This window comes from Caballeronia sp., from assembly GCF_028292365.1.
Taxonomy (GTDB): Bacteria; Pseudomonadota; Gammaproteobacteria; order Burkholderiales; family Burkholderiaceae; genus Caballeronia.
Genome location: NZ_JAQGMM010000100.1, coordinates 1 through 12,660, shown reverse-complemented (window position 1 = coordinate 12,660; position 12,660 = coordinate 1). Strand labels below are relative to the sequence as shown.

General features: G+C 59.6%; 8 protein-coding genes and 1 pseudogene. 2 read left to right on the top strand and 7 right to left on the bottom strand.

The window, feature by feature from the left end:
* Window positions 1-185: pseudogene (locus JWR14_RS06440) on the top strand (LysR family transcriptional regulator); the annotation flags it as partial.
* Window positions 186-359: 174 nt separating this feature from the next.
* Here JWR14_RS06440 and JWR14_RS06435 read toward each other — a convergent pair.
* The 7 genes from JWR14_RS06435 to JWR14_RS06405 all read right to left on the bottom strand — a co-directional run bounded on the left by JWR14_RS06435 (window position 360) and on the right by JWR14_RS06405 (window position 10,065).
* Window positions 360-4,133, bottom strand: coding sequence for an ATP-binding protein (locus JWR14_RS06435; RefSeq protein WP_299703292.1), 3,774 nt, complete (start codon window positions 4,131-4,133; stop codon window positions 360-362).
* A gap of 14 nt (window positions 4,134-4,147) precedes the next feature.
* Complete coding sequence (locus JWR14_RS06430; protein ID WP_299703289.1) at window positions 4,148-4,906, bottom strand: aquaporin; 759 nt, start codon at window positions 4,904-4,906, stop codon at window positions 4,148-4,150.
* A gap of 228 nt (window positions 4,907-5,134) precedes the next feature.
* Window positions 5,135-5,779, bottom strand: coding sequence for a response regulator transcription factor (locus JWR14_RS06425; RefSeq protein ID WP_299703286.1), 645 nt, complete (start codon window positions 5,777-5,779; stop codon window positions 5,135-5,137).
* 97 nt (window positions 5,780-5,876) lie between these two features.
* Window positions 5,877-6,554, bottom strand: coding sequence for a response regulator transcription factor (locus JWR14_RS06420; protein WP_299703283.1), 678 nt, complete (start codon window positions 6,552-6,554; stop codon window positions 5,877-5,879).
* Between the two features lie 154 nt (window positions 6,555-6,708).
* Window positions 6,709-7,356, bottom strand: coding sequence for a response regulator transcription factor (locus JWR14_RS06415; RefSeq protein WP_299703280.1), 648 nt, complete (start codon window positions 7,354-7,356; stop codon window positions 6,709-6,711).
* 796 nt (window positions 7,357-8,152) lie between these two features.
* Entirely contained in the window at window positions 8,153-8,683 is a 531-nt protein-coding gene (locus JWR14_RS06410) for a single-stranded DNA-binding protein (RefSeq protein WP_299703277.1), read from the bottom strand.
* A 179-nt stretch (window positions 8,684-8,862) separates the two neighbouring features.
* The gene (locus tag JWR14_RS06405) at window positions 8,863-10,065 is read right to left on the bottom strand and encodes an MFS transporter (RefSeq protein ID WP_299703274.1); all 1,203 of its coding nucleotides are present in this window, start codon (window positions 10,063-10,065) and stop codon (window positions 8,863-8,865) included.
* A 340-nt stretch (window positions 10,066-10,405) separates the two neighbouring features.
* Here JWR14_RS06405 and uvrA point away from each other — a divergent pair.
* The coding region (gene uvrA, locus JWR14_RS06400) for an excinuclease ABC subunit UvrA (RefSeq protein ID WP_299703271.1) at window positions 10,406-12,660 on the top strand (2,255 nt) is incomplete at its 3' end.

Genomic DNA, 12,660 nt, shown 5'->3' with positions numbered 1-12,660 from the left:
TCGCGGCCGATCTCGAACAGGGTGCGCTCGTGCGTTTGCTCACTGACTACTCGGTGAATAACGCTGACAAGGAAGTGTCGCTGGTATATCCAGGACGCCGTCACGTGTCCGCAAAAACTCGCTCATTCGTTGATTTTTCGCTCGCGCATTTCAGGAAGGACTCGGCGATGAACGCTTTGTTTTAAGGGACCTCAAAGCGCGGACATACCGCGCAAACGGGCCGATCCAACGTATGCTGGAATCGGCCCGATTTGTTTGCATCGCCTGGTCGAACCTTCAGCGTGCGATAGCCATGCGCTTATCCGACCGGTAAGCTGAACAACACTACATGAACCGACCTTCGCGCCAGCCCGCCAACATCAAGTCATTTCCGCGCATTGCGCTTCAATCTGCTCAAGCAGAACCTCACAGCGCGCGATCAACACTGCGCCATCTTCACGTCGAAGTGCGTCGGATTTGTCGAGGAGGTCGCGCCGGAATTTCTCAAGAGCAATCTGCAACGGCCGATACTGCAACACGCTAGCCGCTCCGATCACGCGATGATGCCACTCGCGCAACTGCGCCACGCTGCCGCCGTTAAGCAAAGACCTGAGCGAGTCGAGATCATCGCGGAACGACGACGCGAATGCGTCGAGCAACGCCTTGACCGTGGTCTCACTGCCCCAGAGCTGGGTCATGTAATGCAGATCAACCTCATCGGTTTCTGCTCCGATGGTCTCAACATCCGGTTCCTCGACAGCAACCGGTTCGGGCGCTGCTGGTGCGCCGTCCATGACACGCCATCGGTTCAAGTGGTCGCGCAACGTGACGAGCCGCGTGGGCTTGACGAAGCAATCGTCCATGCCGGCGTCTCGGCACATGGACAATTCCTCGGGCGCGGTGCTCGCGGTAATGCCCAGGATCGGCAATCTCTTCGACAACCCCAGTTCGCTCGCGCGCACGCGCCGCGCCAGTTCATACCCGGTCATGTTCGGCATGTGGCAATCGGTAATGAGAAAGCCGTAGTGCGTCTGCTTCAGTGCTGCCAGCGCTTCCACACCGTCCTGCACCACGTCGCACGCAAAACCCAGCAGCGACAGTTGATGGCGGATCAGTTCCTGATTCACTGGGTGATCTTCTGCGACAAGCACAAGCCGCCCCATGCGAATAGCGCGCTCTCGATCGGGTGGCTCATTGTTTGTATCGATACCTCGAGTCGCCCGCGACACAATCTGCGGCAACCCCGTCAACGCGGCCACGCACGCAGCGCCCAGGCCACGCCAGGAAATCGGATTGACGCTGACACGAATGTCGTCGTCGAGAATGCGATAACCCGTCGGCTTCGGTTTCTCCGTGACGTGAATCACGCGCGTTTTCAGCGGCAGAGCTTCGGGATGAGTTTCGCTGAGAAACACGAGATCGATGCCATCGAAGGTACGCGGATCACGCAGCGCGGCGTCGTCGCGCGACCGGATTACCAGCTTGAGGCCCAGCGCCTGGCCATAGTCAACCAGAGCGCGCGCCACGCGCTGATCGTCGATAGCAATAATCCCGCTCTTGCCTCGCAAGCCATCGATTTGATAGTGCGTCGTCTCAACCGGCATATCGAGCCGCACGATCATTCGGGTGCCGACGCCCACCTGACTTTGCAGCTCCAGTGTTCCGCCCATCAGTTCGACCAGCTTGTGACAGATCGTCAAACCAAGGCCGGTTCCGCCGAAGCGGCGTGTAGTGGACGATTCCGCCTGCACGAACGGCTCGAACAGGCTCGCCTGCGCGTCGGCCGCAATGCCGATTCCGGTGTCTTCCACGCTCAGTTCCACAGTCTGCACGCCGTGCGCGCTACCGACCAGCTTCACTGTGAGCGTGACCTCGCCTTTCATCGTAAATTTGATGGCATTACTGATCAGATTGAACAGCACTTGCCGCAGCCGCACGCTGTCGCCGCGCAAGCTCGCGGCAATATCCGGCGATACATCCACCCGCACGCGTAATCCCTTTTCGTGCGCGCGTCCCGCGAGCAAACCGATGGCGTTATCGACCAGTTCGCGCAGGTCGATCGGCATGGACTCAATGGTCAGACGCCCCGCCTCGATCTTCGAATAGTCGAGCAGATCGTCGAGAATCTGCAGCAATGCGCTCGCCGAATCCTGGATCATGCCAAGCATCTGCGATTGATCGGGATTGAGCGGCGTGTTCTCGAATACTTCCACCAGTCCGAGCACGCCGTTCATGGGCGTACGGATTTCGTGGCTCATCATCGCGAGAAAATCATCCTTGGCGCGGGAAGCCGCTTCCGCGGCATCGCGCGCCGCGGCGAGTTCATCGGCCCGCGCGCGCTCAATACTGGCGTCGACCCAATAGCCATTCCAGACCACCGCCCCGTCCGCCTCGCGATGCGCCACGAGATCCGCACGAACCCAGCGGCGGCCTTCATCGACGATTGAGCGAAACTCCGTATGAACCGGCTCGAGCGTGAGCGCCGAGCGTTCGATCGCGTCGCGCACGCCGCGCTTGTCGTCGGCGTGAATCAGCGATAGACCCGCGACCTGGTCGCTGCCGAGCGTCGCGAGTTCGGTGCCGAATAAATGACGCGTATCGCCGCCGATGTACGGGAAGCTGTACGACCCGTCCTTCGCGCGTCGCAACTGAAACACGACGGCCGGCAGCGAGCGTGTGACGTCATGCAGGCGGCGTTCGTTTTCTCGCGCCCGCATTTCGGCGTCGCGGATATCCGTGATGTCGACCATCGTGCCGACAACACCCGCCATTGACCCATTCGCCGCCGTAAATGCACCGGTCCAGAAGAGTCCGTGACGCGGCGCGCCTTCGCGGTTGCGAAAGTCTATTTCGACCTGCTCGCGCCGCCCGTGCGCGATACTCATGTCCACGAGATCATGCAGGCGCTGGCTGTTTTCGGCTCCCCACGATTGAACCTCGAGCGTCGTGCGCCCTATGACGTCTTCGCGCTTCAACCCGAGGAGCTTTTCGAATGCGCGATTCACCGCTATGTATCGATTCTCCCGATCCTTTGCGACGAGCGGATACGGCACGACTTCCATCATGGTCTGCTGGAAGCTGAGTTGCGTAGCGAGGCGCTGCTCCGTTTCCACACGCTTTGCCATTTCGCGCTGGAGGAGGACGAACGCGCGCAACGTGACCGCCAGCACCACGCCTATACCAATCAGCGCCGGCAGTAACCGCATGGCGCTGACACTCCACCCGCTCGACGGTGGGTCAAGCGCTGCCTGCCGGACGGCGAGGATGCGCTGTTTGTCGGCGTCGGGCATGGCGCTCAACGCACGGTCCATCAGCGGCACGAGCCGGCTGAATTCCGGACGCAACGCGAAACTCATGTGCTCGAAGTTGCCGGCCGGTCCGATGATCTTCAGTTCGTCCTCGTAACGCGCGGCCAGCGCGATATCGACGGCAACGAGATCGCCAACGAACAGATCCGCTTCGCCCCGTGCCACGCGGTCGAGTGCGGCACCCAGGTTGGGCGCGACCATGAGCGTGGCGCCCGACGGCAAGTTGCCAAGCCGCCCGCTAGCCGCCAGACGCGCCGTCACGACGACCCGCCGCGACAACGCCTCCTCGATACCCTTGAACACCGGTTCACCCGGCCGCCCGACTATCACAAGCGGAAAGTCCGCCATCGATCCGGTCGAGATTGCGCCGGCAAGACGCGGCGTCTCGCGCTCGGTCGTCGCGAGCATGTCGATCTGGCCACTGGCGAAGGCATTCGACACATCGGACCAATCCGGATACACGCGTCGCTCGAGATCGATATGCAGCGCCTTCGACAGATACGTTGCATATGCCATTGCGATGCCTTTCGACTCGCCGCTGGCATCCACATAAGTGAACGGCGCCCAATTGGCATCGACGCCCAGCGTAAGAGGCGGTAGCGAGCGCAAATAGGCGCGGTCGTCGGCGCTCAGGCTCAGCGTATGCGACTGTTCGGTACCGGCGTTCCCGGGCATGGGCTCTGAATGGCGAGCCTGGGGTTCGTCGCGGGTCAGCGTCGAATAGTCTTGCGTGCTTTGCGTCGCGCGTTCAACACGCAAAGGCTCGGCTGAAACGCTTGATGCTGCCCACATGAGCACAAACAGCGTCATCAGGCGAACCAGACGGAGGATAGAGGGAGAGGACATGATGTTCGCGCTCGTTACGACAACTGCTTGTCGAGCGCGCCGTCGATACGGCTCACGCGCGTCAGCGGTTCGCTCTTGGTCGACGCGCTGCGCTGGAGCATGGGATGGATAAGGCCTGCCAGCACGCCGCCCGCGAGAGGCGCCGCCCAAAACAGCCAGAGCTGATCCAGCGCCCAGCCGCCCACCACGAGCGCGACGCCGGTGGAACGAGCCGGGTTCAAAGACGCGTTTGTCACGGGAATGGCGAGCAGGGAACACAACGTCAGCGAGAGCCCGATCAACACGGCGCCGTTGAAACGCGCGTGTCTGCCGGACGCGACCGAGAGCGTCACGAGGACAAACACGAAGGTCATCAGCGCCTCGACGATCAGCGCGGCGTGCAACTGATACCCTGCGGGCGAATGAACTCCGTAACCATTCGCGCCGAACGTAATGAGATCAGGCGAGACGCCCGGGCGTCCGCTCGCAACGATATATAAGAGCCACCCGCCGGCGATCGCGCCCGCGACCTGAGCAGCTAGGGTCGGAGCCAGGTCCCGCACGGGAAAACGGTTGGCAATGGCGAATCCGACGGTAACCGCGGGATTGAAATGAGCGGCGCAAACTGGACGTAGAACGTAGACAAGGGTGGTTGCCGCAAGGCCGAAGGCCACCGCCTGGCAGACGAGCCCCATGTCCGGGTGGAAGTAGCCACTCGCTAGTGCAGTGCTGCCGCAGCCGAAGAAAACAAGCGAAAAACTTCCCAGGCACTCGCCTATCAGTTTCTTGAACATGCAGCCACCCCGTCTGAAATCGCCCTCGGCCGGCACACGTCCTGCCGCGCCGAAAAGGCTGGCTGGATCACGCGCGTTGGCGGAGTAAAGCGTTCAAGTCTGGAGCGAAAGGTGCACCGGTTTAATCAGAGCATTCCTAAACATTTCTGAGAAACAATCGGCGAATGTTCGTTGGCTATTCGATTCTGATGGTGTCGGCGGGAAGGGAATGTCGACGAAGGTTCAACTCTAAGTAAGACCTATTTGTCGCAAGTAGTCGATCAATTCCATTTCGTTTCTCAGCCCGAGCTTACGCATTGCACTGCGCATTTGAGTACCAATGGTTTTTACGCTGCGCTCCAGACGTTGCGCAATGCTGATCAGCGACAAGCCGCTCGCGTACAACTGGAAAACCTCCCATTCGCGGGCGCTCAGTACGCCGGCGCGACCGGTGACATTGACAAGTTCGTTGCCCAGGAGCGCCCCCGCGTGCTTCGAGACGAAACGTCCGCCATCGATCACCTCGATAACCGCCTGGTTCAGCGCTTCCATGCAATCGCGCTTGTCGACCAGGCCGTCCACGCCCATCTCCAGCAACGCTGTCAGCATTTGGGGCTGCGCGATCATGGTCACAATGATCACTCGTGGCCGCTGTGTCTGCCTCAGGAAATCTCGAAGAAATCCGATGGCGTTATTCTCACCGTTAATGCCCCGCATGCCAATATCGGAAATCACGACTTCGCACGGAAAGCTGTTTATTTCGTCTGCGAGCGATTGGGTATCTGCAGCCGTGGCCACTACCTCTACTCGCGGGTCCCGCTCAAGCCAGATGCGGATCCCCTCTCGCACGACCGCATGGTCGTCTGCCACGATAATCCGGATTTTCGAATCCATTTTTGTTTTTTACGCCTGGTACGTGATGGCCCACGTGTCTCCTGGACCTGATGTATACAAGTCGTACTTGTATTGCGACGGCTTTTAATGCCGTTGGCTAAACCCTTAGCCGTTGTGCCTGGACCAGGCCACTGTCGAATGCAAACCGGTAAAGCTCGGCATCCGTCGATAACTCGAGCTTGCGCATGGCGGCGCATTTTTGCGCGCTGATTGTCTTGACACTGCGGCCGAGTTCGCGCGCAATTTCGGTGACATTGCCGCCGCGCGCATAGCGGGCAATGACGTCAAGTTCACGGCGCGTGAGTTTCTGTCGAATGAGATCCACCCGGTTTGCCGAACTCGCATCTGCGAGCAGTGCCCGCACTGAGGGTCCAAGGTAATCCTCATGCGCGAGCACCGTCACGATCGCCACATAGACGAGCTCGAGCCGGTCCTGCTTGCTGACCACCGCGTTAGCGCCCGCATCAAGCGCACGCGCGATCAGGTCAGCATCCGTTGTCATGGATAAAACGACGATTGCCGCTTTCGGATGATATTCGACGATGTATTTGATCAAGTCGATACCATCGCCATGCTCGCCGCCCGGCATGTAGAAATCCATGATGACAACGTCGCATTCCTGCTTCTCGAGTGCTTCCACCAGTCCGGTTGAATCCTGCGCGCGGCACACAATTTCAATGTTCTGCACATTGGCGATCAGGCGCTCGATGGCAAGAACAACTAATGGATGATCGTCCGCTACCGCCAATTTGATTCGTTGAGTGAACGCAATCATTTACTAACCCCTTCTAACCCGAAATTCGCCCAGGTGATGCGTCCGCTCGCGGCGGGTTTCAATTTACCGGTGCTTGTACGGCCCGCTGAAGGATCGTTGATCAGCGCCGTCATCAACATAAGATGCCTCCGAAAGCCTTTCGCAATTTGCAACATCACGTCAACCCGTGTGCGCGTGCAAACGCGAATAATCCAGGGTCGTTCTGGACCCCGAGTTTGCCCATGGCATCGCGCTTCTGACGACTGATCGTGCGAACATCGCGTTTCATGAAACGCGCGATTTCGGTGATCGACAAACCGCTCGCGAACATCCGCACGACTTCGATCTCTCGCGGCGAAAGACGCGGGCTCTCTCCAAGCGTGTCCGTTTCTGCTCCGGCCACCGCCAGCGCTGAGACAATTGACGTGCTCAGGTAACGGCGTCCAACGCCTGCAAACTTGACCGCGACCGCAAGCTCGTCCATGGACTCAACCTTGTTCAGCAAACTCATTGCGCCAGCGGCCAGGATCGAACGGAGGATGGCGACGTTGCTCATGCTGGTCAGCACGACAATGCTGATGGCCGGCCAGTCTCGCCGCAAGCGCTTGATGAGCCGCAGGCCGTCTTCTGCCTGCGAGCCTTGCTCGGGCATGGCGAAGTCGGTCACCAGGACGTCGCACGGGGTATAGGCCAACAGCCGCAGCAGCTCTGCGGCGCTCGCAGCCTCGGCCACGACTTCCAGATTTTCATCCATGCCGAACGTCGCTCGAATGCCGAGCAAAACGAATGGATGGTCGTCTGCCAGAACGATTCGAAGTTTCAATGCTGCCTCTCAGTTTTTTTGTGTCCACTTCGGGTCGAATCCGCGCCGACTGGCAACGATCATTTTGGCAATGCGCCGTTGCACATAAGAACACGGCGGTAAGCCGCTCTATATAGGAACACTCTCAATGTTCCTGCTAGACCGCGCATCACTTCTGAGACTCGTCTTATTGCGGCGCGGGTCGATGCGCTCGTTTGCCTGGCTTAACTGTGGCTTTTGCCTGCTATGCGCAACTCGTGGCCGGCATGTTCGAACGCGGGTTCAACGTGGGTCAGAGTAGTTTTCAAATAGCCTACGGTTCTATACGTATTATCCTAATCCTCTCGATTTAGAAACAACGCTCTAGTTCGTTTCTGAATTAGCAATTCTATAAGCGTACGAAGGACGGCAATATGTACCTGCCGAAAGAGTGGGTGGACGAAAGCTGTGCTTTGTAGAGATTCGTCACTGAGTGGCACGGACACCTCTCCACGCGCTTATCTCCGTGACGAAACGGGTAGAAATCGCTTTATCCCGGGGTCGTGCGCTGGAGCAAGCGAAGTGAGTGCTGAGACGCCTAGCGTTTCATATCGGACATTTTTTCTTGGTCTTTTATTTTTCAGCGATCGCAAGCGCGACCGCTCGCGCGTAGCGCGATTGCAACGCTTATTCGGCCAACACCACCGCTGATCTGTGCCGCGCCTCGACACGTGGCACCGAACGCCGTCGACCGGTCGCTCGCCAGCTCGACGTGCGCACAACAAAAAGCCCGCAGGGGGCGGGCTTTCTAATCAACAAAAATTACTCTAAGTAGGTTTTAAAACGGAATATCGTCGTCCATTTCGTCGAAACCGCCGCCCGCCGGCGCGCTCGGACGGCTTGCGCCGCCTGCGTTGCCGCCGCCTGCCGGACGCCCGCCCGCTGCAGCGCCACGGCTCGCACCGCCGCCACTACCGCGCTCTGCCGGCGCACGGCTGTAGCCTTCATCGCCACCTCCGCCACCGCCTGCGCCGCTGCGTCCACCCAGCATCTGCATCTGCTCGGCGACGATCTCGGTCGCATACTTCTCCACGCCAGCCTGATCGGTGTACTTGCGCGTACGGATGCGGCCCTCGATATACACCGACGAGCCCTTCTTCAAATATTCGTTCACGATCTCGGCCAGCCGCCCGAAGAACGACACGCGATGCCATTCCGTCAGCTCCTTCATCTCGCCGGACGTCTTGTCCTTGAAACGATCGGTGGTGGCAAGGCGGATGTTGGCCACGGCGTCGCCGCTCGGCAGATAGCGGGTTTCCGGATCGGCTCCCAGATTGCCGACGAGAATGACTTTATTGACGGATGCCATGAATTTCTCCTGTTGATTCAATTCAATTCAATTTGACCTGATGCTGTGCGTTCGCAACGCGACACGCGGTGGCAGTCAACCTGTTCAGCAAGACCTGCAAACCAGCAAACCACATGCACCACGCTGCGGCAAGATTTCGCCAACACGGCGAAATACGCCCGACAAAAAACGACTACCGCTCAAGCCGTGCGCCGGACTTTCTGCGGCGGCGGTTTCATGTTCACCGCTACGATCAGCCATGCAAAAACCAACCCCGAGCACGCGAAAAATACAGCGCTCTGCCCGTCTACTTTCAGCAGCCAGCCGCCGATCACCCCGCCAATGGCGAGGCCGATAGACTGTGTTGTGTTGTAGACGCCTGCCGCCGCACCCTTCCTCGTGCCAGGCGCGAGTTTGGAGACGAGCGACGGCTGCGACGCTTCCAGCACATTGAAGCCCAGAAAGTACACGAACAAAACCGCGGCCACTGCCCACAGGGTATGCGGAGCGGCGCCGAGTAACAACTGGCCAATCAGGATAAGACCTATGGCGCTGACCATCACGGCCTTCATCTTTCCGCGTTTTTCAGCGGCAATAATGGCCGGCACCATCATGACGAATGCCAGGCCCATCACGGGTAAATAGACTTTCCAATGGGCTGCGACCGGCAAACCGCCGGCTTCCAGGATGCGCGGTACAACGAGAAACAACGCGGTTTGAGTGGCGTGCAACACGAGCACTCCGAAATTCAGGCGCAGCAATTCCACGTTGTGCAGCACTTCGGCGAACGGCGCTTTCACGTGCACAGGCGGCTTGGGCGCGTCCGGGACGACCCAGATCACGACGCCGACCGCGAGTATCGATAAAAACCCGATCAGCGTGAACAGTCCGCTCATGCCGACCCACTGGAACACGATTGGCGCCCCCACGATGGCCACCGCGAACGAGACACCAATGCTCGCGCCCACCATGGCCATGGCTTTCGTACGATTTTCTTCCGTGGTCAGGTCAGCAATAAACGCGATCACCGCCGACGATACCGCTCCCATGCCCTGGATCACCCGGCCGACGATGATCCACGTCATGGAATGGCCGACCGCCGCCACGAAGCTGCCGATAGCGAACACGATCAGGCCGAACGCAATGACCGGCTTGCGCCCGAGCTTGTCGGACACCCAGCCATAGAAGATGTACAGCAGCGATTGCGTGACCCCATAAGCGCCGAGCGCAATGCCGACCAGCAGCACGTTGTCGCCGCCGGGGATGGTTTTCGCGTAGATCGAAAACACCGGCATGATCATGAAGAGACCAAGCATGCGCAACGCAAAGATAGCGGCAAGCGACACGGTCGCACGCAACTCGGGCGCGCTCAAACGTGTGGACGTAGCAGACGGATTGGACATCGGGACGAGGTAATGTGGAAACGCGTCTGGCCGTGCGCGCGGACGCGGAACTCAAGCACGGCCGCCTTGTGGTTGCCCGGAACGGCACTATATGAGACAGGTGGCCGAGGCGTCTGGACCTGCTTCAAACCTGCGCCCGGCTCACACGCAAAATTCGCGCGAAGGTTGCTCGAGCGCCGCTTAAATCGACTATGAGTGGGCCATTAGTGGACCATCAGTAATCCGCCAGCACCCTTCGCAACCCCGCCGCATGCTTGATTAACGCCGACGGGCGCGGGCAACGCCCCCTCGAAAAGTCGTTATAGTAGCAGGTTTAGCCCCCTTACTTTCCGCCCGGTTCATGGAAGAAATTCGTATTCGTGGGGCTCGCACCCACAACCTTAAGAACATCAATCTCGACTTGCCGCGTCACAAGCTGATCGTGATTACGGGCTTGTCGGGTTCGGGGAAATCGTCGCTTGCGTTCGACACGCTCTACGCCGAAGGCCAGCGCCGCTACGTCGAAAGTCTGTCCGCCTACGCGCGTCAATTCCTGCAGTTGATGGAGAAACCCGACGTCGACCTGATCGAAGGATTGTCGCCGGCAATTTCCATCGAGCAGAAAGCGACTTCGCATAATCCGCGCTCCACCGTTGGCACCGTCACCGAGATTCACGACTACCTGCGCTTGCTATTTGCACGCGTCGGTACGCCGCATTGTCCGGACCACCACATTCCGCTCGAAGCGCAAAGCGTGTCGCAAATGGTCGACGCCGCGCTCGCCATGCCCGAAGAAACGAAGCTGATGATCCTCGCGCCCGTGGTCGCGGATCGCAAGGGCGAGCACCTCGAGTTGTTCGAAGCCATGCAGGCGCAGGGTTTCATCCGGTTTCGCGTGCGTTCGGGCGGGGGAACGGCAAACGAAGGCGTCGCGAAGATCTATGAGATCGAGTCGCTGCCGAAGCTGAAGAAGAACGACAAACACACTATCGATGTTGTTATCGACCGGTTGAAAGTGCGGCCGGACATGAAGCAACGGCTCGCGGAATCGTTCGAAACCGCGTTGCGTCTCGCCGATGGCCGCGCGATCGCGCTTGAAATGGATTCGGAGAAAGAGCACCTGTACAGCTCGAAATTCGCCTGCCCGATCTGTTCGTACTCGCTGCAGGAACTCGAGCCACGGCTGTTCTCGTTCAACAATCCCATGGGCGCGTGCCCTGAATGTGACGGCCTCGGCCAGATCACGTTCTTCGACCCGAAGCGGGTGGTCGCGCATCCGTCGCTGTCGCTCGCGGCGGGCGCGGTAAAAGGATGGGACCGGCGCAACCAGTTCTATTTCCAGATGCTGCAAAGCCTGGCGTCGTTTTTCGATTTCGACATAGACGGCGCCTTCGAGGATCTGCCGGAAAACGTCCGCAAGGTCCTGCTGTTCGGTTCCGGCAAAGAGGTCATCCCGTTCTCGTACATTAACGAGCGCGGTCGCACGACGGTCCGCGAGCATGCATTCGAAGGGATCATTCCGAGTCTGGAACGCCGCTACAAAGAAACGGATTCGGCGGCGGTCCGCGAGGAACTGGCGAAGTATCAGAACAATCAGGCGTGCCCGGCGTGCGAAGGAACGCGACTGCGGACCGAGGCACGCAACGTCAAACTGGGCACGGGCGAAAACGCGCGAGCCATTTACGAAGTGAGCGGCTGGCCGCTGCGCGAGACGCTCGGTTACTTTCACACGCTGCACCTGGAAGGCGCGAAAGGCGAGATCGCCGATCGGGTCATCAAGGAAATCGTCGCGCGGCTCACGTTCCTGAATAACGTCGGACTGGACTATTTGTCGCTGGAACGTAGCGCCGAGACGCTCTCCGGCGGCGAGGCACAGCGTATCCGGCTGGCATCGCAGATTGGTTCCGGTTTGACGGGCGTGATGTACGTGCTCGACGAACCGTCTATCGGCTTGCATCAGCGTGACAACGACCGGCTTATCGCCACGCTCAAGCACCTGCGCGACATCGGCAATTCGGTGATCGTGGTCGAGCACGACGAAGACATGATCCGCATGGCCGATTATGTGGTCGACATGGGTCCGGGCGCGGGCGTGCACGGCGGCGAGATTGTCTCGCAAGGAACGGCGAAGCACGTCGAGAACGACCCGAATTCGATGACCGGACAGTATTTATCGGGGAAACGAAGCATCAGCTATTCGACCGACCGCACGCCGCCGGACGAACGGCGGCTGCGGATCATCGAGGCCTACGGTAACAATCTGCAGCACGTGTCGCTCGATCTGCCGGTTGGATTACTGACCTGTGTGACGGGCGTGTCCGGCTCGGGCAAGTCCACCCTCATCAATGACACGCTGTATCACGCGGTGTCCCAGCATCTGTACGGTTCGTCCGCCGAACCGGCGCCCTACGAATCCATTGAAGGGCTGGAACACTTCGACAAGGTGATCAACGTCGATCAATCACCAATCGGCCGCACGCCGCGCTCGAATCCCGCGACCTACACCGGCCTCTTTACGCCGATCCGCGAGTTGTTCGCGGGCGTGCCGGCATCGAAGGAACGGGGCTACGATCCCGGCCGTTTCTCGTTCAACGTGAAGGGCGGACGCTGCGAAGC